The sequence below is a fragment of the Micromonospora zingiberis genome, from assembly GCF_004331455.1.
Classification (GTDB): Bacteria; Actinomycetota; Actinomycetes; order Mycobacteriales; family Micromonosporaceae; genus Micromonospora; species Micromonospora zingiberis.
In genome coordinates, this window is record NZ_SJJR01000025.1 from 1 (window position 1) to 25,149 (window position 25,149).

16 protein-coding genes are annotated in these 25,149 nt (G+C 70.4%); 1 reads left to right on the top strand and 15 read right to left on the bottom strand.

Going from position 1 to position 25,149, the window contains the following annotated elements:
• Positions 1-311 precede the first annotated feature (311 nt).
• The 7 genes from E0H26_RS25670 to E0H26_RS25700 all read right to left on the bottom strand — a co-directional run bounded on the left by E0H26_RS25670 (position 312) and on the right by E0H26_RS25700 (position 13,789).
• Entirely contained in the window at positions 312-4,319 is a 4,008-nt protein-coding gene (locus E0H26_RS25670) for a galactose-binding domain-containing protein (protein ID WP_131308106.1), read from the bottom strand.
• A gap of 99 nt (positions 4,320-4,418) precedes the next feature.
• The gene (locus E0H26_RS25675) at positions 4,419-7,271 is read right to left on the bottom strand and encodes a galactose-binding domain-containing protein (RefSeq protein ID WP_131308108.1); all 2,853 of its coding nucleotides are present in this window, start codon (positions 7,269-7,271) and stop codon (positions 4,419-4,421) included.
• Positions 7,272-7,397: 126 nt separating this feature from the next.
• Positions 7,398-9,029 (bottom strand): glycoside hydrolase family 13 protein, encoded by a 1,632-nt coding sequence (locus E0H26_RS25680; protein WP_131308109.1) that lies wholly within the window; start codon positions 9,027-9,029, stop codon positions 7,398-7,400.
• Positions 9,030-9,056: 27 nt separating this feature from the next.
• Positions 9,057-9,944 carry a carbohydrate ABC transporter permease gene (locus E0H26_RS25685; RefSeq protein WP_131308111.1) on the bottom strand — a complete coding sequence of 296 codons (888 nt, stop codon included), beginning with the start codon at positions 9,942-9,944 and terminating at the stop codon, positions 9,057-9,059.
• A 4-nt stretch (positions 9,945-9,948) separates the two neighbouring features.
• Positions 9,949-10,902, bottom strand: a complete 954-nt coding sequence (locus E0H26_RS25690; RefSeq protein ID WP_131308113.1) for a carbohydrate ABC transporter permease — start codon at positions 10,900-10,902, stop codon at positions 9,949-9,951.
• A gap of 77 nt (positions 10,903-10,979) precedes the next feature.
• Positions 10,980-12,359: an ABC transporter substrate-binding protein gene (locus E0H26_RS25695; RefSeq protein WP_131308115.1), complete on the bottom strand. Its 1,380-nt coding sequence runs from the start codon at positions 12,357-12,359 to the stop codon at positions 10,980-10,982.
• A gap of 428 nt (positions 12,360-12,787) precedes the next feature.
• Positions 12,788-13,789: a LacI family DNA-binding transcriptional regulator gene (locus tag E0H26_RS25700; RefSeq protein WP_131308117.1), complete on the bottom strand. Its 1,002-nt coding sequence runs from the start codon at positions 13,787-13,789 to the stop codon at positions 12,788-12,790.
• A 118-nt stretch (positions 13,790-13,907) separates the two neighbouring features.
• On the opposite strand from E0H26_RS25700, the gene E0H26_RS25705 reads away from it, so the two are divergent.
• Positions 13,908-14,825, top strand: a complete 918-nt coding sequence (locus E0H26_RS25705) for a hypothetical protein (protein ID WP_240742376.1) — start codon at positions 13,908-13,910, stop codon at positions 14,823-14,825.
• Between the two features lie 23 nt (positions 14,826-14,848).
• Here E0H26_RS25705 and E0H26_RS25710 read toward each other — a convergent pair whose 3' ends face one another.
• From E0H26_RS25710 to E0H26_RS25745, 8 genes are all read right to left on the bottom strand, one after another.
• The gene (locus tag E0H26_RS25710; RefSeq protein ID WP_131308119.1) at positions 14,849-15,895 is read right to left on the bottom strand and encodes an NlpC/P60 family protein; all 1,047 of its coding nucleotides are present in this window, start codon (positions 15,893-15,895) and stop codon (positions 14,849-14,851) included.
• A 25-nt stretch (positions 15,896-15,920) separates the two neighbouring features.
• A complete protein-coding gene (locus E0H26_RS25715; protein ID WP_131308120.1) occupies positions 15,921-16,406 on the bottom strand; it encodes a poly-gamma-glutamate biosynthesis protein PgsC/CapC in 486 nt (161 codons plus the stop codon).
• The gene (gene pgsB, locus E0H26_RS25720; protein WP_131308122.1) at positions 16,403-17,680 is read right to left on the bottom strand and encodes a poly-gamma-glutamate synthase PgsB; all 1,278 of its coding nucleotides are present in this window, start codon (positions 17,678-17,680) and stop codon (positions 16,403-16,405) included. Before pgsB ends, E0H26_RS25715 begins: the two co-directional genes overlap by 4 nt.
• A gap of 2 nt (positions 17,681-17,682) precedes the next feature.
• Entirely contained in the window at positions 17,683-19,848 is a 2,166-nt protein-coding gene (locus E0H26_RS25725; protein WP_131308124.1) for a cache domain-containing protein, read from the bottom strand.
• 173 nt (positions 19,849-20,021) lie between these two features.
• Complete coding sequence (locus E0H26_RS25730) at positions 20,022-21,236, bottom strand: CapA family protein (protein ID WP_240742377.1); 1,215 nt, start codon at positions 21,234-21,236, stop codon at positions 20,022-20,024.
• A 60-nt stretch (positions 21,237-21,296) separates the two neighbouring features.
• Positions 21,297-22,772 (bottom strand): dihydrolipoyl dehydrogenase family protein, encoded by a 1,476-nt coding sequence (locus E0H26_RS25735; RefSeq protein ID WP_131308126.1) that lies wholly within the window; start codon positions 22,770-22,772, stop codon positions 21,297-21,299.
• A gap of 92 nt (positions 22,773-22,864) precedes the next feature.
• Positions 22,865-24,187 (bottom strand): cryptochrome/photolyase family protein, encoded by a 1,323-nt coding sequence (locus E0H26_RS25740; protein WP_131308128.1) that lies wholly within the window; start codon positions 24,185-24,187, stop codon positions 22,865-22,867.
• On the bottom strand, positions 24,184-25,095 hold the full coding sequence (locus E0H26_RS25745) for a phytoene/squalene synthase family protein (protein ID WP_131308130.1): 912 nt from the start codon (positions 25,093-25,095) through the stop codon (positions 24,184-24,186). The genes E0H26_RS25740 and E0H26_RS25745 overlap by 4 nt, the downstream gene beginning before the upstream one ends.
• Positions 25,096-25,149 lie beyond the last annotated feature (54 nt).

The following is a 25,149-nucleotide window of genomic DNA, read 5'->3' on the forward strand; positions in this document are numbered from 1 at the left end:
GCCGCGCCGCAGTACGCGCAACGCAACCCGGCGTACCGGGGCCCCCCCCCACCCCTCCCCTCCCCTCCCCCCCCCTCCCCGCCCTCCCCTCCCCCCCTCCCTCCCCTCCCCCCTCCCTCCACTCCCTGCCCTGCCCCTGCCCTGCCCCGCCCAGCCCCGCCCTGCCCAGCCCAGCCCCGCGATCTTGCAGTTTTGGTCTCCGATACGCGTCTTATGTCCGCTATACGGGGACACAAAGTGCAAGATCGCGGGGTGGGAGGGGTGGGAGGGGTGGGAGGGGTGGGGGTGGGGGTGGGGAGGGAGGGGTGGGGTTAGTTGCGGGTGATGGTGAAGGTGGGGGTGGTGTTGCGGATGTCCTGGTGGTTGTTGGTCAGGCGGAGGTTGTTGAAGGTGACGGAGCCGACGGCGGGGCCCTGGCCTGCCTCGGGTAGCTCGTTGGCCCAGATGGCGAAGCCGGACTTGGCGTCGAAGGCGTCACCACTGCGCTGCGCGCCGCTGATCGACACGTTGGTGAAGACCGTGTCGGTGATCGGATTCTCCGGCTGGCTGCCGGTGTACTTGGTCTGGAACATGATGCCCGAGTACGTCGGGTCCACGATGTCCACGTCGCTGACGCGGATGCCGCGGAACTCCTTCGACGCGGAGAACACCCAGATCGCGGGGAAGGTCTGCGCGCCCCAGAAGTGGCCGCCGGACCGGATCAGCGAGATGTTCTCGAAGCGGGTCGGCGGGCTGGCCCCGAACCCGACGAACGGGTAGCCGAAGTCCAGCGAGCTGATGGTGATGCCGGAGTACGTCAACTGGTCGGCGATGTAGAGGTTCCGGAACACGTTGTCGTAGCCGCCGTACACCGCGATCCCCGCCGCCCGCCAGGTCAGCGTGGCGGTCAGGTTCTCGAAGACGTTGCCGTGGTTGCCGGTGGAGGCACCCTGGTCGGTCGCAGAGAACAGCGCGAACGCGTCGTCGCCGTTGGAGCGTCCCTCCGAGTTGCTGACCAGGTTGTTGGTGCTGCCGTTGGTCAGGTTCACCGCGTCGGCGAAGGTGTTCCGGAACCGGCTGTTGGTGATCTTCAGCCCGCTGACGCTCACCCCCCAGTACGCGCAGACCGTGTGCTCGACCCAGACGTTGTCCAGGGTCAGGTTGTCGACGTCCTTGAGTTCACCCCAGACCTTGCCCGGTCCGTCCTGCCGGACGGTGTAGTTGCCGAAGAAGGCGAGGTGTTCGAAGGACGACCCGCTGGCGCTCGGCTCCACCCGGAAGCCGGCGTCGGTGTTCTGCTGCGACGGCGGCGTCTGGAACCGGGTGAACCACATGCCGGCACCGACCACCTTCACCGCCTTGCCGTACACCTGGAACTTCTGGGCCGTCTCGTACGTGCCCGGCGGCAGGTAGACGCCGATCAGATTGCCGGTGGTGTCCATCCGGACCGCGTCCATCGCGCTCTGCACGTCGGCGTGGCCGAACCCGTTGGGCACCCGGTAGCGCGCCGGGTCCGGGTTCGCTCGCGGTGCCACCTGCTCCAGGTTGATGAAATCGATGGCGTACGTGGTGGTGTTCGCCAGGTCCTTCTGCAACCGGATCCGGCTGCCCGCCGGGATGGTCGAGTTGAGCAGTACGTTCGCCTCGTCGTAGAGGTGCCGGGGCGGCCCGGCGCTCGGCGAGTCGCTCGGGCTGGCCTCGGCGCCGTACAGCCAGATGTGCTTCGAGGTGAGGCTGATCGGCTTGTGCAGCACGCCGTTGACGTAGATGTTCAGCGTCGAGTTGATCCCGCCACCGTTCGGGGCGTCCGGAATGGAGAAACGGGTGACCAGGGCGTTGGCGTCCGCCTTGGTGGTCCACTCGACGTACGCGCCGGTGCTGTTGAGGGTGACCGCCCGCCGGCCGGACGCCTCACCGGCCAGGTCGCCGATGGTCCGGTTCGGCCCGACCACCTGCGCCCCGCCGCCGACCGAGCCCTCCTCGGCCTCGTAGTGGTCGTACGGCAGGTTGGCGCCCCGGCCCACGAACAGCGGTCGCTCGCTGGTGTTGTTGGCCCGCTTCACCGGCAGTTCGTTGGCATCGGCCGCGACCACCACCCGGACCGTGTACCGACCGTTGGCCGCCGTCCAACTGCCCAGGTTGACCGGGCCGGCCGTGGCGCCGGCACCGATCGTGCCGGTGTAGGAGCCGGTGAGGGTACGCACCACCGTGCCGGAGTCGTTGAGCACGGTGAGGGTGATGCCGTGCGCGCCGCCCGCCGAGGCGATCGTGCCCTGGTTGCGCAGGGTCACCGCGAAGCTGACGGTGGCGCCCGCGCTCGGCGTGCCGGGCGACCAGGTGACCGCCGAGGCGACCAGGTCCGAGCTGGCCACCGGGCTGACCGTCAGCGGGCTCGCGGCGGTCCGGCCGTTGTTCGACTCGTCCTGCTCGATGACCGTGTTCGCCGGGTCGACGGTGGCGCTGAGCTGGTAGCTGCCGGCGTCCCGGGCGGCGATGGTGGTCGACACGGTGGTCGACGCACCGGCCGCCAGGGCGGCCACGTTCGCCTGCCCCACCTTCGTCCCGTCCAGGGCGAAGTCGACGGTGGTCGCACCGGCGGCCAACGGGCCGGCGTTGCGCACGGTGGCGGTGAGCGTCAGCGGGTCGGTCTCCACCGGCGCGGCGGGGGCGAAGGTCACGTTGGTGACGGTCAGGTCCGGGTTCGGCGCCGGGGTGCCGATCACCTGGAATTCGGCGACCTGCCCGTTGGACGACCCGGTGTTGGCGGTGAAGCTGAGCCGGACGTCGGCGGCGGTCGCCGACACCGGGATGGTCACCGTGTTGCTGCCGGCCGGGCTGAACGAGTAGTTCACCGAGCCGACCAGCGTGCTGAATCCGGACGCGGACTGCTCGCGGCCGAGCACGGAGAAGGTCTGGGTACGCGGACCCCACGCCGCGTCCGGGTTCAGCTTCACCACGACCGCGCTGATGCTGGCGTTGGCGCCGAGCGCGACGGTCAACGTGCTCGGGTACGCCCCCGGTGCACCCTCCCAGTAGGTGGTCACGTCGTCGTCGACGGCGTTGGCCGCGGCGAAGACGTGCACCGTCGAGGAGGCGGTGGCCGGCTTACCGGCGGCCAGGTTGGTGCCGCCGGGGGTGCTGCCGGTGCGGGTGACCGTGTTGCTGTTCGCCGAGACGTTGCCGGCCGCGTCCTTCGCCCGTACGTGGTACGACACGGTCGCGCTGGCCGGTTGGGTGTCGGTGTACGTCAGGGTCGTACCGGAGACGCTGGCCCGCAACGAACCGTTGGCGTACACGTCGTAACCGGTCACCCCGACGTTGTCCGTCGACGCCGTCCAGGTCAGCCGGATCTGCCCACTACCGGGCTGGGTGAACGCCAGGTTCGTCGGTGCGGTGGGCGCCTGGGTGTCGCCGGTGGCCGGGCCGTACACCTCCAGCTCGGAGAGCTGCCCGGCCGGCCACGCGGTGTTCGCGGTGATCAGCAGCCGGACGTGGCGGGTGGCGGCCGAGCCGACAGGGACGGTCACCGTGTTGTTGGCCGCCGGGTTGAAGGCGTACCCGGCGGAGGCGACCAGGGTGCTGAACGTCGACCCGTTGGTGCTGCCCTGCACGGTCAACGTCTGGGTACGCGCTCCCCAGCCGGCGGGCAGCTTGAGCACCAGCCGGTCGACGGTGACCGTGGCGCCCAGGTCCACCTGGATCCACTGTGGGAAGGCGTTGTTCGCGCTCTCCCAGTAGCTGCCCTGGTTGCCGTCGTTGGCGTTGGCAGGGGCGTAGACGTCGGCGTGGCCGCTGGCGGACATGCTCCGCCCGGCCGCCAGGTTGGTCGACGAGTTGGTCGCGCCGTACACCTCCAACTCGGCGAGTTGTGCGGCGGGCCAGCCGGTGTTCGAGGTGATCGTAATCCGGACGTACCGGGTGGTGGTGGCCGGGAAGTCGAGGGTGACGGTGTTGCCGCCGGCCGGGCTGAAGGTGCGGCCCGCCGAGCCGACGATCGTGCTGAAGGCGCTGCCGTTCGTGCTGCCCTGCACCGACAGCGTCTGGGTGCGGGCCTCCCAGCCCGCCGGCAGCTTGAGCTTGACCTGGTCGACGGAGTGGCTGGAGCCCAGGTCGACCTGGATCCATTGCGGGAGGGCACCGCTGCTCTCCCAGTAGCTGCCGGCGTTGCCGTCGGTGACGTTGGCTGCGGCGTACGGGCCGTTGACGCTGCTGGCGGTCGCGGCGCGGCCGGCGGCGAGGTTCGGGCCGCCGGCCGCAGTGGCCGGTGGCGCGGGCGCGGCGGTGAGCGCGAGGCCGACGGCGGCGAGCACGGCGGTCAGCCGGATGCGGAATCTGGACATGGGGAATCGACACCTTCTTCCGGGACGTGGAGAGGCGTTGCGGGGGTGTGGTGCTCTTCGTGGGTGGGCCCCGATCGGCGTGCGGGGCCCACCCACGGGTCAGGAGGCGTGCACCTCGAACTCGGCGAGCTGGGCAGCCGGCCAGCCGGTGTTGCCGGTGACGTTGAGTCGCAGGTACCGACGGTCACCGGCCGGCAGGTTGATCGACACCGTGTTGCCGGAGGCCGGGTCGAAGGTGCGACCCGCCGAGCCGGCGAGGGTGGTCCAGGTGTTGCCGTCGGTCGAGCCGAGCACCGACAGCGTCTGGGTACGGGTCTGCCAGGCCGACGCCGGTGGCAGCTTCAGCACGACCCGACCCACCTGCCGGGCGGTGCCCAGGTCCACGGTGATGGTCTGCGGGAAGGCGTTGTTGGCGCTCTCCCAGTAGGTGTTCGCGTTGCCGTCCACCGTGTTGGTGGCCGTGTACACGTCGGTGTGGCTGGTGGCCGTGACCGGCCGGCCGAGCGCCAGATTCCCGGCCGGGGGCGGGGTGGTGGTGGGCGGCGGGGTGGTCGGTGGCGGGGTGCTGCCGCCGTACACCTCGAACTCGGCGACCTGGGCCGCCGGCCAGCCGGTGTTGCCGGTGATGCTCAACCGCACGAACCGGCGGTCACCGGCCGTCAGGCCGATCGAGACGGTGTTGCCGCTGGCCGGGTCGAAGACCCGCCCCGCCGATCCGGCGAGCGAGGTCCACGAGTTGCCGTCCGTCGAGCCGAGCACCGACAGCGTCTGCGTGCGCCGTTCCCAGCCGGCCGGCAGCTTGAGCACCACCCGGTCGACGGATCGCGCGCTGCCCAGGTCGACGGTGAGGGTCTGCGGGAAGGCGCTGTTGGCGCTCTCCCAGTAGCTGCCCGGGTTGCCGTCCACCGCGTTGCCCGCGACATAGCTCTGGTTGTGGCTGGTGGCGACGACCGGCCGCCCCTGAGCCAGGTTCCCGCCGGGCGGCGGGGTGGTCGGCGGGGGCGTGGTGGGCGGCGTGGTCGTGGGAGGCGGCGGGCTGGTCGGGCCGCCGCCCCACTGCGGCTCCGGCCACGGTCCGCAGTACGGAGTCGAGGTGTACCAGCCGGAGTTGCCGGTGCCCTGGGTGATCTGGAAGCCGCTGCCGACGCAGTTGTGGATCGGGGTGGACTGCGCGATGCCGGTGGCCCGGACGTTGGTGAAGGAGACCTGGCTGGGCGCCTGCACCTGGAGGGCGTACGTGCCGGCGCCGTCGATGCGTACGTTGGTGAAGCTGATCCCGCTGGTGGCGCCCTCGATCCAGTGCAGCGCCGCGTAGGAGCTGTCCAGGATGTCGGTGTCGCTGACCACGATCGAGGCGCCCTGGATCGGCTCGTTCAGCGCGGAGAACCAGATGGCGCCGACGCCGAAGCGCCAGTTGTAGTCGGAGTTGCCGTTACGGATCAGGGTGTTGCGGGCGACCGTGATGGTGCCGGCCACGGCGGTCGGCCCGTGCACGCCGGTGTACCGGTTGGCCACGTGGATGCCGCCACCGTTGGTGACCGAGTCGGCGGTCACGTTGTCGGTGATCCGGATGTCCCGCCCGCCGTAGGTGACCAGGTGGTTGGCGAGGATGGTCACGCCGATGGTGTTGCGGGTGAACGAGTTGCCCACGTTCGGCACGGTGTCCGCCCACATCGCCAGCGCGTCGTCGCCGGTGTTGCGGACGAAGGTGTTGGTCACCGTGGAGTTGGTGACGCCCCAGTGGAAGTTCACCCCGTCGGCGGTCTGGTCCAGGATCCGGCTGTTGCGGATGGTGAAGTTGTCCATCGGGCCGTCCATCCAGGCGCCGACCTTGGTGTGCTGCATCCAGACGTTGTCCACCACCGAGTCGGACATCGCCCCGCCGATGGCGTTGACCTGGTCCTCGTCCACCCGCTCCCGGATGTCGCCGATGATGGCGAAGTCACGCAGCACCACGTTGCGGCTGGGTCCACCGGCCTCGTGCGGGCGGATCTCGCCTCGGTAGCCGCCACCGTTAACGTATTTGCCGTAGATGCCGGCGGCGCGCTTGCGGTCGGTGGGGTGCCGGCCGCCGAGCACCGAGTACCAGGGCCCGGCGCCGCGCAGGGTCACCCCGTCGACCACCACGTGGTCCCAGAGGGTGAAGTTGCCCGGGGGGATCCAGACCGCGCGGCCCTGCGCCCGGCCCGCGTCGACGGCGGCCTGGAAGCGGGCGGTGGAGTCGGTGGCGCCGGTCGGGTCGGCGCCGAAGTCGGTGACCACGTCGAACACGTTCGCCGGTTTGGCGATCGGCGCGGCGACCAGCTCGAAGTCGGCCAGGTCGATGGTGAAGGTCGGCGACTGCGCGGTCGAGGAGACCTGGAGCCGGATCTTCGTACCCGTCGGGTAGGTGGTGCCGAAGAGGGTGCGGGCCTCGTCGTAGAAGTGGTGCGGGTTGCTGTCGCCGGGGTTGTTGTTGAACGGGTATCCGCCGTAGTACCAGCCGTACTTCGAGGTCACCGGCACCGCCCTGACCAGCGTGCCGTTCGCCCGCAGGTCGATGCTGGCGTCCCGGCCGGTGCCGGCGGCGTTGTCCGGGAGGCTGTAGCGGAAGGTCACCGCGTTGGCGGGCGCGGTGAGGGTGAACTCGACGTACTCCCCGACCGCGTCGAGGGTGACCGCCTCCCGGCCGCTGGCCTCCGAGGGGAGCGTGCCGTAGCGGCGGTCCGGGCCGATCCTCGTGCCGTTGTGCGCGGCGTTCTCGGCCTCGTGCTCGATGAACGGGACGGTGGCGCCCCGACCGACGATGTCGAACGGGGAGAGCCCGGCGGCACGGGCCGGGGTCGCGGTGCCGGCGAGGGTGACGATCGAGATCGCGCCAGCGGCGAGGGCGGTGCCGGTGAGCGCGGCGAGCGCCGTACGGATCCGGTTTCTGGGCGGGTGGGGGTGGTGCGGGGCGGTGTGGTCGGCCATGAGCAGCGCTCTCCCTTTCCTCAGGTGGCCAGTCCCCGTGGTTGCGGTGCCGGTGCTGCGGACACCTCCTTCGTCTGGTTCGGTGGTGCCGGCGGCGGGACGGGACCGCCGGCACCGGGTGTGGGGCTACGCGGGCGCGGTACGCAGCCAGACGGCGGTGTCCGGCGGCAGCAGGTCGTCGTCGAGCGGCCCGCTGGCGAGCAGCCGCTCGGTGTGCGGCGGCAGTGGCACGGCCGCGCCGGAGAGGTTGACCACGCAGGTGAACCCGGGTTCGCGGCGGAACGCCAGCACCCCGTCCGGGGCTGGCAGCCAGGCCATCCCGCCGTCGCCGAGCGCCGGTTCGGCCCGCCGGACGGCGATGGCGGCCCGGTACAGCTCCAACATCGAACGCTCGTCGCCGGCCTGGGCGTCGGCGGTGCGGTCCTTCCAGTCGGCCGGTTGGGGCAGCCACGGCGCCCTGGCCGACCCGTCCGGGCTGAAGCCGAACGGTGGCGCCTCGCCGGACCAGGGCAGCGGCACGCGGCAGCCGTCCCGGCCCGGGTCGATCCGGCCGGAACGTTCCCACATCGGGTCCTGGCGCAGTTCGTACGGGATGTCCTCGACCTCCCAGAGGCCCAGCTCCTCGCCCTGGTAGACGTAGGCGGCGCCGGGCAGGGACAGGGACAGCAGTGCGGCGGCCCGGGCCCGGCGGGTGCCCAGTTCCAGGTCGGTGGGGATACCCTCGCGCTTGGCCGCGAAGCTGAACGTGGTGTCCGCCCGGCCGTACCGGGTGACGTGCCGGGTGACGTCGTGGTTGGCGAGCACCCAGGTGGCCGGCGCGCCGACCGGGGCGTGGGCCCGCAACGTGCCGTCGATGCTCTCGCGCAGCGCGGTGGCCTCCCAGGCGCAGCCGAGGAAGTCGAAGTTGAAGGCGGCGTGAAGTTCGTCCGGGCGCAGGTAGTTGGCGAACCGCTGCCGGTCCGGCAGCCACACCTCACCGATCAGGGCCCGGTCACCGGGGTACGCGTCCGCGATGCGCCGCCAGTCCCGGTAGATCTCGTGTACCCCGTCGAGGTCGTGGAAGGGGTGCGGGCGGTCCGCCACGATCTCGGGCAGCGTGGCGTCCTTGACCAGCAGCCCAGCCGAGTCGATCCGGATGCCGTCCACCCCACGGTCGAACCAGAACCGCAGGATCTCCTCGAACTCGGCGCGGACCCGGGGGTGGTCCCAGTTGAAGTCCGGCTGCTCGGGGGCGAACAGGTGCAGGTACCAGTCGCCGGGGGTGCCGTCCGGGTTGGGGGTCCGGGTCCAGGTCGGGCCGCCGAACTCGCCGACCCAGTCGGTGGGGCGCTGGTCGCCGTTCGGGCCCCGGCCCGGATGGAACCAGAACAGCTCCCGCTCGGGCGCGTCCGGCCCGCCGGCCAACGCCGCCTGGAACCAGGGATGCGCGTCGGAGCAGTGGTTCGGTACCACGTCGACGATGCACCGGATGCCGAGTGCGTGCGCCTCCGCGATCAGCGCCTCCACCTCGGCCAGAGTGCCGAAGACCGGGTCGATGTCGCGGTAGTCGGCCACGTCGTAGCCGGCGTCGGCCATCGGGGAGGGGTACCAGGGGCTGAACCAGATGGCGTCGATGCCGAGCGCGGCCAGGTAGCCCAGCCGGGACCGGATGCCGGCGACGTCGCCGATGCCGTCACCGTTGCCGTCGGCGAAGCTGCGTGGGTACACCTGGTAGATCACCGCTCCACGCCACCACGGACTGCCGTCTGCTGTGGACACGAGCACCTGCTTTCTGGGTTTGGGGGGCTATCCCTTGAGGCCGCCGGTGGTCAGGCCGGACATGATGTTCCGTTGGAAGATCAGGAAGATGACCACCGTCGGTATCGCGGCGATGACCGATGCGGCGATCACCACGTTCATCGGCGTACCGCCGGCGAAGGCGTAGATGCCGACGCTGACCGTCCGGGTCTCCGGCGACGGCATGACCAGCTTCGGCCAGAGGAAGTCCTTCCAGACCGCGGTCACCGCGAAGATCGAGACCACGCCGAGGATGGGACGCGACATCGGCAGGATGATCGACCAGAGGGTACGCAGCGCGGATGCGCCGTCCATCAGTGCCGCCGCCATCAGGTCCTCCGGGATCGAGTCGAAGAACCGCTTCAGCAGGAAGATGTTGAACGCGTTGGCGACCAGCGGCAGCCAGATCGCGAACGGCGAGTCGAGCAGGCTGATGTGCAGGATCGGCAGGTCGATCACGGTGACGTACTGCGGGACGATGAGGACCATCGCCGGGATCATCAGCGTGGCCAGCATCAGGCCGAGGATGGCGTTGCCGAAGATCGGTCGCAGCTTCGACAGCGAGTACGCCGCAGCGGTGTCGAGGACGAGTTGGAACAGCACCGCGCCGGCCGCGTAGTAGAAGGTGTTGAACAACAGCTTGGCCAGGGCCAGGTTGTGCCACGCGTCGGCGTAGTTGCGCCACTGCGGGTCCTGGGGAAACAGCGTCGGCGGGGTCTGGGCGATCTCCTGGCCGGACTTGAGCGCGCCGGTGACCATCCAGTAAAGCGGTCCGAGGAAGACCAGCGTGAAGCCGATGATCACGACGGTGAGCAGCGTCCAGTAGAGCGCCCGCCCGGGTCCGCGCCGCAGCTGGGCCGGGGAGATGAGAGTCCGGGTGCCGGAGTCCTGTGCCATCGTCCTAGTCCTGTTTCGCGGTCAGCCGCAGATAGACGGCGGAGAAGCCGGCCAGCACCACGAGCATGATCACACCGAGTGCGGCGGCACCGTTGAGGTCGTTCTGGAAGAACCCGTGCTGGTAGATGAGGTACGCGACCGAAGTCGCCGAGTCCTCGGCACCCGCGCCGTTGGCGAGGATCAGCGGCTCGATGAAGAGCTGCATGGTGGCGACGATCTGGAGCATCGCCAGCAGGGCGAGGATCAGCCGGGTCTGCGGGATGGTGACGTGCACGATCCGGCGCCAGATCCCGGCACCATCGAGCTCGGCCGCCTCGTACAGCTCGCCGGGGATGTTCTGTAGCGCCGCCAGGTAGATCAGCACGGCGCTGCCCATGTTCATCCAGGTCGACGCGATCACCATGGCCGGCATGGTCATCTCCGGCGACTGCATCCACTGCGAGGTGGGCAGACCCAGGGCCTTGAGGATCGCGTTGAACAGTCCCGCGTCGCTGGGGTCGTACGCGTAGAACTTGAACAGGAACAGTGCCGAGGCCGGTGGCAGCATCACCGGCAGGTACACCAGGATCCGCAGGTACCCCCGGGCGTGGCGGAACTCGTTGAGCAGGATCGCCACGAAGAACGGCACCGCGTACCCGAGGACGAGTGCCAGCGCCGTGAAGTAGAAGGTGTTCTGCCAGGCGGTCCAGAAGCTGGGGTCGTCGAGGATGCGTAGGTAGTTGTCCCAGCCGACCCAGGTGGTTTCGCCGCGCCGGGTGCGCTGGAAACTCATCACGACGCCGCGCACCATCGGGTACCAGGAGAAGACCGCGAAGCAGAGCACCGCGCCGATCAGGAACGCGTGTCCGGTGAGGTTGTCCCGTACCTTGCGGCCGGGGCCCGTACGCGGTGACCCGGCCGGCGGCGGCGCGGGGCGACCGGTGACCCTGCTGGCCGCCGGAGCGGAGGTGATCGCCAAGGCAACTCCTGGTGAGTCGGTGACCGAGCGGCGCCGAGTCGGGTGGGGGCCGGTGCGTCGACCCCCACCCGGTTGGTTCAGCTCTGGGCGGCGAGGAGCTGGTTGACCTTGTCCTCGGCCGTCTTGAGCAGCGCGTCGAGGTTCGCGTTCGGGTTCGTCAGGACGCCGGACATCACGGCGTCGAGTACCGCGTAGATGGCCTGTGCGTTGCGGGGTTCACCCTTGATCGGGACCGGGTTCGCCTCGAAGACCGCGAAGTTCGTGGTGTCCACGTTCGCGTTCGTCTTGCGCAGCTCCAGTTCCTGCTTCTGCGCGTCGCTGCCGTTGGTGAAGAGCAGCGGCTGTGGCAGGCCGACCGGGTAGTTCTGCGGCTTGGCGCGGGCGTAGTCGAACTGCCCCTTGCCCGGCGTCAACTTCTGGTATGCGATCCACTTCAGACCGGCCTTGACCTGCTCCGGGGTGAGGCCCTTCTTGAAGAAGTAGCCCTCGCCGCCACCGAGCGTCCCCTTCGCCGCCCCGTCCTGGCCGGGCAGCGGGCCCATCGCCCAGTCCTCGAACTTGCCCTGGAACTGGCTGACGATCGCCTGGGTGGTGTCCGGGGCGCCGACGAACATGCCGACCTTGCCGGCCCCGGCGTTGGTCAGCAGGTCACCCCACTGCAACAGCTGTCGGTCGCCCATGCTGTCGTCGCCGTACCGCATGTCCTTGAGGTTCTGCAGGACCTGCCTGCCCTGCGGGCTGTTGAAGGCGGCCTTCGAACCGTCCTCGGTGAGCACCTGGCCGCCCTGCGAGTAGAGCAGCGCGGTGAAGTGCCAGCCGCCGGTGTTGCCGGCGCTGTACTCGGCGTAGCCGGCGATGCCGTTGCCGAGCGCCGAGATCTTCTTGGCCGCCTCCCGCACCTCGGGCCACGTCTTCGGCGGGTTGTTCACGTCCAGCCCGGCCTGCTGGAACAGCACCTTGTTGTAGACCAGGCCCATGGAGTAGTTCTTCACCGGTACGGCGTAGAGCTTGCCGCCGTCGGTGAAGACCTCCTTGAGCGCCGGGTCGACGCTGTCCCAGGTCGGGATCGTCTCGGCGTTCGCGTACTCGCCGATGTCCATCGCCTGACCGGAGTCCAGCACCTGCGCCAGGTCGGTCATGTAGCCGTAGAACACGTCGGTCACCGTGCCGCCGGCCAACCGGGCGGTGAAGTCCGGCGGGTTGTTGCACTGCTCGCCGACGCTGACGCTCTTGATGACGATGTCGGTGTTCTGCCGCTGGAACTCGGCGACGTCCTCGTTCCAGTTCGCCAGCAGCTCTTTCTGGGCGCCGACCGGCTGGCAGTCGACGGTGATGGTGACCTTGCCACTCGCATCGTTCTGCGGGTCGCCGCTCTTCGTGGAGCACGCCGTGAGGCTGATCCCCAGGCCGGCCACGAGCGCCAACGCCGCAGCCTTCCGGTACTGCGGTACGGACATCTGTCCATCCCTTCGGGAAACGAGGTGTCGCCATGAGTTCGCTGAGCTGCGGTGATCGCCACCGCCGCAATGCCCTGCTGGTGATCGGTTTCCGCCATGCACCCTGACCCTGAGTGATCACCCAAGGCCCTGGTGTGAGTGGAGTCACTGTAACGAGGTCGACTCATCTCAGCAAGCATTGGATCGATGATTGAAAAGATGCGACAAGCCACCGCGAGATCCCGACATCGAACCCCGTCCCCGGACACGACAAAGCCGCCGACCACAAGCGCGGTCGGCGGCTGCTGATCGACCCAGTTCCGGCGGTAAGCCGGCATCCGAATGGCCGCGTCACCGCGGTTCGGGCGGAACGGAGTCGATCCCGCCGGTCCGGCGCCGGGGCGGGTCAGGGGCGGGTCAGGGGCGGGCCGGGGCGGGTCAGGGGCGGGTCAGGGGCGAGGTGCGGGCGCGGTGGAGCCGCGCACCACCAACTCCGGTTCGAAGAGCAACTCGTCGGCGAGCACCCCGCCACCCTCGATCTGGGTGACCAGCAGGTCCACGGCCGCCTGCCCCATCGTCTCGATGGGCTGCCGAACCGTGGTCAGCGGCGGATCGGTGCAGGTCATGAAGGCGGAATCGTCGTAGCCGACCACGGAGACGTCGTTGGGCACCGAGCGGCCGAGTCGGCGTACCGCGCGGATGGCGCCCAACGCCAGCACGTCACTGGCGCAGATGATCCCGGTCACGCCCCGGTCGACCAGCTTGGTCGCGGCGACCCGGGCTCCCTCCATGGAAAAACTGGAACGGGCGACCAGGTCGGCGCCCTCGGCCCACCCGGCGACCTGGCGCATCGCGGCCAGCTTGCGTCGGGACGGCACGTGGTCCTCCGGGCCGAGCACCAGGCCGATCCGCTCGTGCCCCAGTGAGTGCAGGTGCCCGTACGCCTGCTCCACCGCCACCGCGTCGTCGGTGGAGACGTGGGGGAAACCCAACTCGTCGACCCCGGCGTTGACCAGCACCACCGGCAGCCCTCGGTCGGTCAGCCGCCGGTAGTGCTCGTGCGCGGCGTCGGCCAGCGCGTACGAGCCACCGGCGAAGATGACGCCGGACACCTGGTGGTCCAGCAGCATCTCGACGTACGCCGACTCGGAGACGCCCCCGATGGTCCGGGCGCACAGCGCCGGGGTGAACCCGCGCTGGGCCAGCGATCCGGTCACCACCTCGGCGAGCGCCGGAAAGATCGGGTTCTGCAACTCGGGTAGGACCAGCCCGACCAGCCGGGCCCGTTCCCCGCGCAGCTTGCTCGGCCGCTCGTAGCCGAGCACGTCCAGGGCGGTCAGCACCGCGGTCCGGGTCGCCTCGGCCACACCGCCACGACCGTTGAGCACCCGGCTCACGGTGGCCTCGCTGACGCCTGCCTTGCGGGCAACTTCGGTCAAGCGTTTCGTCACGGCGGCAATCGTACGTCCTTCTGTTGCAAAAACTGAACAGCCATCCGTCACCAATTGACGGCCGATGGCCCGGCGATGACCAGAAATCCGCGTGACGGACGTCAGCTAACCTGCACCGGTGCACAGACCACCGCCGGCCGCAGGCCCGACCCGACGTACCGTGCTGGCCACGGCGACGGCGGTCGGCCTGCTCGGCTCGGCGTGCAGTCCTGCCCCGCCGGCCCCGCGCACCGAACTGGACGCCGCAGTCCTGATCGACGATCTGACCAGGTCGCTGTCGCCGAGCGGCCCGTACCGCGACCCGGACGCAACGGAACGGCAGGCGGCCCACCGGGCGGCCCGGTCGCTGCTGGCCGCCGCCGACACCACCGACGCCACCGACCGACTCTTCGCCGACCTCGGCTTCGAGGCCCGGCATGGCATCGACCCGACCACCGGCCGGGAGTGCAGCATCTACCTCGCCAGCGGATCCGACAGCCGGACCTGGGGTGCGGTGCTGGCCGACCGCTCCGCCGCCCCGCGCACGGTGATCGAGGTGCCGCACCCTGGCTTCGACATCAACACCGAGAAGCTCGGACTGGCGTTGCACCGCCGGGTTCCCGGCAGTGTGCTCCTCGTCGCCGGTGCGCACCGGCAGGCCGCAGACGGCGCCGCCGACGTGGCGCACAACAACCGCTCGCTCTTCCACAGCCTGGCCGTGGCACTCGCCGAGAGCGGCCTCGACGAGATCCAGCTGCACGGCTTCGCCAACCGCAACCTGCCGACCTCGGACGTGGTGGTGTCGACCGGCTCGGCACCGACGAACCAACTGGCCCGCCGGATCGCCGACGGCCTGTCCGACCTCGGACTGCGTACCTGTCGGGCCTGGGTCCGCCGCTGCGGCCAACTGGAAGGACGCACGAACCAGCAGGGGCGAGCGGCGGCAGCCGCCGGATCGGTCTTCGTCCACCTGGAGCTGAGTTGGTCGATCCGGCGCGACGCGACAAGCGGTGACCAGGTGGTGGCGACGCTGGCGGAACGGCTCGCCGAGGGCTGACCCCCACGAGCCGCTCCCGCGCCTCACAGCCGGCGGGCCGTCCGCCAGCGCAGCGCCCAGTAGCCCGTGCCGTCGAGGATCGACTCCCCACCCAGGTCACCCATGGTCGGCCCGTTCGCCGTGGTACGGCTGGAGATGAAGCGGTGGTGACCACGGTCGTCCACACCGAGGTAGATGCCCGAGTGTTCGATGTTCGCACCCTGGATCGGCCCGGCGTTGAAGAAGAGCAGGTCACCGGGGAGCAGCCGGTCCAGTTCGCGGGCCCGCTTGCCGGTGTTCGGCATCAGCAGGGTGCCCGGCCCGACCGACGCCATGGCGGTCGCCCGTCGGGGCAGCCCGGGGCCGGCGTTGTTGGTGCCGAGCAACGGGTAGCCCGCCCGGTAGCCGTACACCATCCGGAGGAAACCGGAGCAGTCGAGGCTGAGGATGTGCGCCGGATCCGGCCGTTCCTCCTTGTCCGGGAAGCTCCACGAGACCCCGAGGTAGTCGTAGAAGTCGGAGTTCTCCGCCCGGCCGTCCGGGTCGGTGTCCGACAGCGGGCCGAAGGCGGCGTCTCCCGAGTACTGCCGGCCCTGCCGGTCCCGCTTGGGCTGGCCGAGGTAGGTGTACTCCATCGCCAGCGCCAGGATGTCCGGCGAGCGGTCCTTACGCGCCTTGGCGAACCAGTCGACGAACCACTTCTCCGCTTCGGCGCCGGCCCGCCACTGCCGGGGCGCGAGCCGCACCCAGAACTCGGTGTGCAGCTTGGCCTTGGTGAACCGGGGCTCGGCGAAGGTCCGCTTCTTGCCGACCAGGTGGACGGTACGGGAGCCGTCGGTCATGATCGCGACGATCTTGCCCTTGTCGTCGAGTACCTGCGTCCGGTCCGGCGCGGTGAGCCGGACGTAGCGCAGCCCGGCGGCGGCCGGGGTGGCGGCCTGTGCGGCCTGCGTACCGAGGCTCAGCTCCAGCGGTGCCGGGACGGCCTGCCGGATGGCGACGTAGGTGAAGGTGCCCCCGCCGACCAACAGGGTGAAGGCGGCGACCACCATCAGCACTGCCTGGCTGCGGGAGTAGGTCCGGTAGTTCATGCCCGTTCCCCTCGTCGATGGGTGATCAGGTGACCGGCACGAAGCCGGCCACCACGCCGCTGACCGCGACGCCGTAGGTGATGGCGGTGACCATGATGGTGGCCAGCACGGTGGCCTTCGGCGGCTGCCGGACGAGTTGGTACGCGATCAGCCCCGGCGCCACGAAACCCAGCGTCTGGTGCGCGAAGAGCAACGGCAGGTCGCGCTGGACGATGATGAAGAGCGTCATCTGGAGGAAGACGCTGAGCAGCACGATCGCGGCGAACAACCGCTTGCCGTAGAGGATCACCATGCGCTGCATCAGCCGGGTGAGGGCGTAGGTGACCACGGTCATCACCACGATCACACCGGCCTGGAGCGGGTCCTCGATCAACGCCAACGCGATCCAGCCGGGCGTGATCATCCCGCCCGGTGACAGGTTGGTGGTCAGATAGCACAACAGCGCGAAGACCAGGCCGATGCCAAGGCACGCGGTCGCGAGCTGGGCGCTCAGCTCTCCCCCGAAAATCATCGCCGGATCCCTCCCAGGAAAACGGTCTCGGCGTCCACGTCGAACCCGGGCGTGCTCGGCGTACGCAGCATCGATTCGGCGCGGGTGCGTTCCCGCGGCTCCCAACTCGGCAGGGCCGCCAGCTCGTGCAGCAGCACCTCGCCCTGGCCGTGGATGTTGCCGACCGCGATCACCGAGCCGTCCGCCGCGGTCGCGGCCATCACCTCGGCGACCAGCCGTTCGGGCGGCAGTTTGCCACCCAGATCGACCACCCGGCCCTGAAGCTCCGCCGGCACGTTCACCCGGGCGCTGCGGGTCATCTCACCGATCAGCACGATGCTCTGCGGCTGTACGCGGCCGGCCAGCGTACCCATCTGCCCGTTGCGTTCCACCCGGTCGGGCCGGCAGTTGATCACCATCGTCAACGGGCGGTCGATCAACTGCTGTCGCTCCAACTGCTGGATGTTCATGAAGGTCGATTCCGGATCGTTGGCGGCGAAGATGTTGGCGAAGCGCACCCGCTTCTCCTGGTACAGCACGCGGGCCACGGACAGCACGCCCGGATCCGGCGGCGCCGCCCACATGCCCGCCAACGCGCTACGCCGGTCGACGCCCAACTCCGCGGCGACGGCCAACGCGATGGCCACGTTCTCCTTGAACGTGATCCAGCCGAAGCCCGCCATCTCCTGATCGGTCACCGACTCCGGGTCGACCGAGATCAGCCGGCAGTTCCGTTTGGCCGCCTCCTGCTCCAGGATGGCCAGCCGGTCCTTCTCGGCGGTGATGCAGATGCCGCCCTCGGGCATCGACCGGCTCAGCGACCGGGCCACGTCGTCCAGGGTGGGCCCCATCTCGGCGAGGTGGTCCTCGCGGACGTTGCACAGCACCCCGATGTTCGACCGGATCAGCTTGCTCTGGTTGATCTCCTGGAGTGCCGGCATGACCGCCATGCACTCGATCACCATCGCGTCCGGGTGGTAGACCGCCGCCCGCCGTACGATCCCGATCTGCTCCACCACGTTGGCGATGCCGAACTTACGGTGCACCGGCTCCTCGCTGGCGTCCGGAAAGATGAAGCGGGCCGCGGTGCCGGTGGTCTTGGCCACCACGACCTTGCTTCCGCCGCGCAACGCACCGGCGCACAACCGGGTGATGGAACTCTTCCCCCGGATGCCGTTGACCAGCACCCGGTGCGGGATGGAGTTCAGGTTGCGGTAGTGGTTGCGCTGCTCGATCACGCCCGCCACGACCAACGCGAGGCAGCACAAGCTGTAGACGGTGTACAGGTAGAACATGATCAGCCCTTCGTCCCCCGAGCGGTGGTCGCCGCCGCCGAGCGCACCCGGGGGAGGACCTTGGTGCGGTCGGCCCCGGCGCCGCGCAGGCGCAACGCCCCGCCGAAGCGCGCCGATCCGGTGTGCCGCACCTGACGGCAGATCTCCAGACACATGGCGATCGCACCGATGTCGTCGTGCCGCTGCGGCGGCACCGGAAGCTCGATGGTGCCGTCGCTCATCCGGTCGGAGAAGAAAGCCAACCGACGCAGCGGCCGGACGAAGATGTAGAGCTGCCAGACGTGGGTGAGCAGGACGATGCCCATTGCCGCGCCGGCCATCAGCAGCGTCCAGCGCCGCTCGACCAGTTCCGGAAGCCGTAGCCCCGACGTGTCCTGCTCGATCACGATCGCCCATTCGAGGTGGGCCACCGTTCCCGGTGCGGACAGCCCAGCGGCGGCGACCAGCGCGGGTTCCCCGTCGGCGGTATGCGAGCGGCCGACCGTCCCGCCCGGCAGCGCCTCCACCGCGGCGTCGCGGGCCAGGTCACCCTGCAACGGCTGAAACGCCCGGAACCCCTCGGAGTCCAGCACCGTCCGCAGCTCGGCGTCGACCACGTGGGCGCGTCCGCTGACCCGCCGGACCAGACCCAGCAGACGGTCCGGATCGAACTCGCCGACGACCGAGTAACCGTCGGCCATCTGGTTGTAGGCGTACACGACGGGCAACCGTTGCACCGTTGGATCGAGATGGATGCCGATCTCGCCGGGCAGCGGTTCGACGCTGCGCAGCGGGCGCCGGCCGGCGCTGGCCAGCACCGTGCCGTCCCGATCCACCAGGTAGAGCGACCGCAGCCGGTGGTCGGTGTCGAGTTCGCGGTCGAGTTGCTTGCCCGCCCGGCCCAGGTCCTGCACGTTGAGCCCGTACGAGACGCGCGAGACGGTGGCCAGCCCGCCGTCGAGGAAATTGCCGAGGGCGTTGCTCGCCTCCTCGGCCCGGTTCTCCTCGTCGCGCATCAGCTGCACCGGGATGGTCGGCGCCGGGGCCTGCAAGCCCAGGACGACGACCGCCGCCGGCCAGAGCAATGCGACGACGAGCGCGACGCCGAGACCCTGGAGCACCGTCGGCCGCCAGCGCTTGTCGGACGGAAACTGCTCACCGGAGGTGAGGGCCAGCGCGCGGGCGATCCGGTGTGCCTCCCGGATGCGCAACTTCGACCGTCGCGTGGTGGCCGCGCCGCAGGCGTCCGCCTTGGCCTGGCTCAGCAGCGCGCGTACGGGCCGGACCAGCGACATGCGCATGATCCAGAAGCTGAGCAGGCCGACGGCCAGCAGGCTGAGCCCCAACGCCAGGCCCTGACTGAGGGAGGTCCCGGTGCTGACCTCGGCGGTGAGCAGCGAGACGATCACCAGGCCGGTGCTGCCCACCGGAGCGGACGAGACCAGCAGCCGCCGGTCCGACCATTCCTTGACGACGACCTGCCGGCTCTGCCGGGAACCCGCTTCGGCCAAGCCGTCGAAGACCGCTGGCAGGTGCACCGCGTCGACCGCGTTGGCCCCCTGCATCAGGCTGGTCGTGCCGTCCGGGGTGAGGGCGTGGATGCCGTGCCCGGCATCCGGGTTGAGCCGCAGGTTCCGCATGGTGAGCGGCTGCGTCGCCAGTACGACCCGGGTGTCGTCCAGCGCGACGCCGTACACCATGAGGGGCCCGTCGGCGTTGGTGACCGCGATCGCGGACCCGACCGGAAGTTCCTCGGGCAGCAGGTCGAGCGGCAGTTGCGCGCCCTTGGCGGTGACCACCTGACGGGTCGCGGTCTCCAGGATCAGCGCACCGTTGAGGTGGCGGCCATCGTTGATCACCCTGGTCAGCAGGTCGGCGTCGGAGACCTCGCCTCGGGTCTGCACCACCCGGGCCAACTCCTCGCGCCGGGCGGTCACCTCCAGCCGGATGCTGCTGGCGAGCTTGGACACGATGTCGCGTTGGGAGTCGACCACCGCCGGCAACACCCCCTGCTGGGCGTTCACCGCGAAGCCGAGGACCGCCGCGACGACGACGAACATGGTCGCGCAGAGGTAGACCAACGACGGCGCGTTGGTCCCGGCCGGAAAGGCCGCCGCCGGCAACTGCTGGTCGAGAGCACGGCGGCGCCACGCCACCAGCTGCGCCTGGTCGTGGACCGAATCGTCCACCGGCTGCTGCTGTGGCGGGCGATGAGCCGAACCGCTTGGCACCTGACGACAACCTTCCCCCGGCGGGCTGGGTTGCCAGATGGCCTGTTAGCCCAGCTCGAAGGCCGGGCAGGGCGCCGGGCCGGCGCAGATGCTAGCAAGGCTCACGTGCGCGCAGGGTGCACCCGTGCGGCCTACGCCGCCGGTCGAACCCCCCGCACGACCAGCCCTTCCGTGTCAGCCGCCCTGGTCAAGAGGTTTCCCTCGATCCGATCGACCGCCGCCTCGTAGATCGCGCGGCGGCCCGGCGGCAGCGCCGGATCGGCCAGTTTCCGCTCTAGATCGACCAGACGGATGTCCGGATTGAGATCAACGAAGGTGGGGATGGCCTCCATGGCCACCACCTTCCATCTCTTCGTCTGCCCGGCCTGGCCGAACGTCGCCCGGATGATGACTCCGTCCCGGTTGGCGTTCACGGGCTGGGCGTGCCGGGCGATGTGGTTGCCCATGCCGTAGACGATCCAGGTGTCGCCGATCCGCTCGACCGGCTGCACCACGTGCGCGTGGTGACCGAAGACCAGGTCCACGTCCTCGATCTCGGAGACCTGACGCGCCCACGTCTGCTGGTCGACATCGGGCTCGTGCTCGTACTCGGTGCCCCAGTGCAGGCTGACCACGACGATCTCCGCGCCCGACTGCCGGGCGTTCGCCGCCTCGCGCCGGATCGCCTGCGGGTCGATGAGATTCGACACCCACTCCTTGCCGGCGGGCGGGCGCAGGCCGTTGTAGCTCTTGGTGTAACTGAGGTGCCCGACCTTCACACCCTTGACCTGGTAGATCTTGGCAGTGCCGGCGCCCCGGCTGGTCCGGTAGCTGCCGGTGTGGCCGAGGCCGGCCTCGTCGAGCGCGTCCAGGGTGCGTTTGACGCCCTCCATCCCCTGGTCGATGGTGTGGTTCGAGGCGGTCGAGCAGCCGTCGTACCCGGCGGCCTTGATGCCGTCCACGACCTCCGGCGGCACACTGAACTTCGGGAACCCGATAAACGGACCGCCCGGCGGCGCCAGCGGGGTTTCGAGGTGACACAGGGCCAGGTCGGCCCCGGACACGGTGTCGCGCACCGGCTCCAGCATCGGCCGGAAATCCAGGCGCCCGTCGCCGTCCCGGCGCGCCTGATCCCAGAGTTCCGGGTGGACGAGGATGTCACCGGACCCGACCACCGAGATCGTACGGCCGGAAACCTTCACCGGAGCGGCGACCGGGCGGGGAGTGCCGATGGCTTCGGGCGAGTCGGACGACCAGGGCCCAAGTACGTAGATGGCGCTCGACGCGACGGCCAGCGCTGTCACCGAACCCAGGACCGCCCGAAGCGGTCCGGCGAGGCCGCCGCTGGACTGAGAATTTCTCGACACCGCGACAGGCTAGACCGCCGGTGCCGGCCGCTGGTCGGGCCCCGGGCGGGAAAGCTCCGCTCAGCTCAGATTGCGCAGCGCCTCGGAGATGGCGCGGTGGAACGTCGGGTACGCGTAGATCATGTGCCGGAGCTGGGCCAGCGGCACCGCCGCGTGTACCGCCACCACCAGTCCGGACAGCACCTCACCACCCGCCGGGCCGACCGAGGTCGCTCCGATGAGCACTCCCTGGTCGGCGTCGGCGATCAGCTTGATGAAGCCGCCGGGGTCGGTCTTGTGGATCCAACCACGGGTGGACGAGGAGAGCGGCGTGAAGCCGACCTGCACGTTGATGCCGCGCTCGCGGGCCTGTCGCTCGGTGAGGCCGACCGCGCCGACCTCCGGGTCGGTGAAGGTGACCCGGGGCAGCGCCCGGTAGTCGGCGCGGGGCACCGACCCGGCCGAGCCACTCGACCCGGTCGCCGCCAACGAACTGGCCACGCCGACGGCGCCGCCGACCACGCTGGCGGTGCCGCTCGGATCCGCGTCACCCTCGGCGCGACGCACGTGATCGAGCACGTCGGCGACCACGATGGCCGCCTGGTACATGGCGATGTGGGTGAAGGCGCCCTCGCCGGTCACGTCGCCGACCGCCCAGATGCCGTCGGTGACGTGCAGCCGGTCGTCGACCGGCAGGTAGCGTCGGCTGCCGTCCACGCCGACGGTGTCCAGGCCCAGCTCGTCGAGGTGCGCGCGGCGCCCGGTCACCACCAGCAGCCGTTCGGCGGTGAACCCCTCACCATCGCTGCCCCGCAGGGTGAAACCGTCGGCACCGTGCTCGACCCGAGCGGCCTTGACCCCGGTGTGGATCTCCACCCCGTCCGCCCGCAACGCGGCGGCGGCCACCTCGGACGCCTCCGGTTCCTCGACGGCGAGCACCCGGTCGGACGCCTCGACCACGGTGACCCGTACCCCGAAGCGGGCGAACACCTGCGCCAGTTCCAGCCCGATCGCCCCGCCGCCCAAGACCAGCAGCGACGCCGGCAGTTCCTCAACCTCGATGGCCTGCCGATTCGTCCAGTACGGCGTGCCGGTCAGCCCGTCGACCGGTGGCACCGACGGGCTGGTCCCGGTGCCCAGCACGATCCCGTGCCGGGCCTGGAAGACCTGGTCGCCCACCCGGACCCGGCCCGGCCCGTCGAGCCGGCCGCTGCCCCGGACGAAACGCCCACCCTTGTCGGTGAACCGCTGCACCGCGACCCGGTCGTCCCAGCCGTCGGTGGCCTCCGTACGGATCCGCTGCGCCACCGGCGCCCAGTCGGTGCGGACCTGCGCGCTGCCGCCCAGCCCGTCGAGGCGACGCGCCTCGGCGATCGCGTTCGCCGCCCGGATCATCATCTTGCTCGGGATGCACCCCCAGTACGGGCACTCACCGCCGACCAGGTTGCGCTCGATGCCGACCACGTGGAGTCCGGCCTCGGCGAGCCGCCCGGCCACCTCCTCGCCGCCGACCCCGAGCCCGAGCACGACCACGTCCACGAGTTCCGGCTCCGCCATTCCGCCAGCATTGCGCACCGCAAGTCGAACGGCCAGCCGGCCACGCGCACACCCGGACGGCTACCGGGAGACGGGCGCTCTGCCCTTCCGAATCAGCGCAGCCAGACCGGGTCGGCGCCGGGCGGCGCCAGCGGCGGCGGGTAGTCCAGCGTGCGGCGCAGGGCGTCCGGCAGTCGCCAGGGCTGCTGCACCGCCTTGCCGGCCACCGCCGCCAACTCGGGCACCCACCGCCGGACGTACGCGCCGTCCGGGTCGTACCGTTCGGCCTGGCGGATCGGGTTGAAGCCCCGGTACGGCTTGGTGTCGTTGCCGGTGCCGGCGACCCACTGCCAGTTGCCCGAGTTGTCGGCCACGTCGCCGTCGAGCAACCAGCGGAAGTAGACCGCCTGCCCGTCCCGCCAGTCCAGACCGAGCGTCTTGGTCAGATAGCCGGCGGTGATCAACCGGGCCCGGTTGTGCAGCCAGCCCTGCGCCCGCAACTGCCGCATCCCCGCGTCCACGATGGGCAGGCCCGTACGCCCCTGCGCCCAGGCGGCGAGGGCGTCGGCGTCGTACCGCCAGTGCTCGGCGGCACCACGCCGGTACGCCTTGCGGGAGATGTCCGGAAAGGCGGCGGTGACCTGATGGTGGAAGTCCCGCCAGCAGAGTTGCCGGACGAACGGCGAGGCACGGTCACCGGCGTGGTTCGCCACGGTCAGCGGGGACAGGCATCCGAACCGCAGATACGGGCTCAGCCGCGAGGTGTCGTCGGCGGCCAGGTCGTCGTGCAGGTCGGCGTAGTTCGGCAGGCTGGGCAGCCAGCGGGCCAATCGCCGCCGCGCCTCGACCTCGCCGCCGCCGACGACGTCCGGGGATTCACCCGCCGGCAGCGCCGGCAGCGCGCCCGTCGGCACCCCATCGGGCAGCACCACCCGTGACGGTACGGCCAGCTCCGCCCGCCACTGCTGCGCGATCCACGCCCGGTGGTACGGGCCGAACACCCGGTAGTGGTCGCCACCGGCGGGCGTCAGCGCACCCGGATCGAGCACCGTGTGTCCGGGGAAGAACCGCAGGTGCAGCCGATGCCGCTCGCACTCGACGCGCAACCGACGGGCCCGGCGCTCGGCGTACCGGGAGACGTCGGCGGTGAGCGCGACGGCCTCGGCGCCCACCTCGCCGGCCAGCCGAATGGTTTCGGCCACCGGGTCGCCGTGCCGCACGACCAGGTCACCGCCGAGTCCGCGCAGCGCATCGCGGAGTACGGCGAGGCTCTGGTGCAGGAAGCGGGTGCGGTTCGGCGACCGTCGGGCCAGCGCCGGGTCCAGCACGTAGAGCGGCACCACCCGCGTGAAGGCGGCACAGCTGGTGGCCAGCGCCGGATGGTCGTGCACCCGCAGGTCGCGGGTGAAGAGCACGACGGCGGTACGACCGGTCAACGGGCCGGCGGCCCGGGCAGGGCGACCGGCGTACCGGTCGGGGTGAGCAGGGCGCGGGCCGCCACCGCCATCCGGCGTCGCTGCGGCACCGTGGCCCGCCGGGCGAACACGTCGTAGTCCTGGGCGGCCACCTCGTCGAGGATGCCGCCGTAGAGCAGGTACGCGGTGCGGATGCAGGACTGCGAGCCGGCCTCCAGCAGGATCACTCCGGGCGCGGCGGCGGCGTAGTGTGCCTGGGCCCGGGTGACCTCGTACCGGATCAACTCGCGTACCGGCTCGGTGACCCGACCGGCGGCCCGGCAGGCCAGCAGGTCGTCCCGGGTCACCCCGAACTCGGCCAGGTCCTCCTCCGGCAGGTACATCCGGCCCCGGTCCAGGTCCTCGGCCACGTCCCGAATGAAGTTGGTGAGCTGGAACGCGAAGCCGAGCTGGCGGGCCGGCTCGCGGGCCGCCAGCGGCTCCGAGCTGCCCAGGATGGGCAGCATCATGGTGCCGATGACCGCCGCCGACCCTTCCATGTAGTCCAGCAGGTGGCCGTAGGTGCGGTAGGACGTGACGGTCAGGTCCATCGCCATGCTCTTGAGGAACGACGCGAAGTCCTCCCGGTCGAGATCGAAGACGGCGATGGTGTGCAGCACCGCCGGCAGCAGTGGGTCGTCGACCGGTTCACCGTGCAGTCCGGCCACGAACCGCCCACCCCAGTCGTCGAGCCGGGCGGCGCGCTCGGCCGGCGGCAGCGCCTCGGTGCGGTCCACGATCTCGTCGGCGTATCTGGTGAATCCATACAGCGCATGGACATGTCGTCGTTTCCACGCGGGCAGCAGCCGGGTGGCGAGATAGTAGGTGCGCCCGTGCTGTCTGTGCAGCTCACGGCAGCGCTCGTAGGCAGCGGCGAGGTCCAGATCCATTCGCCCTCCTCTGAATCGACGCACCAATCGACGCAACTTGAAACCTTAGGGTAC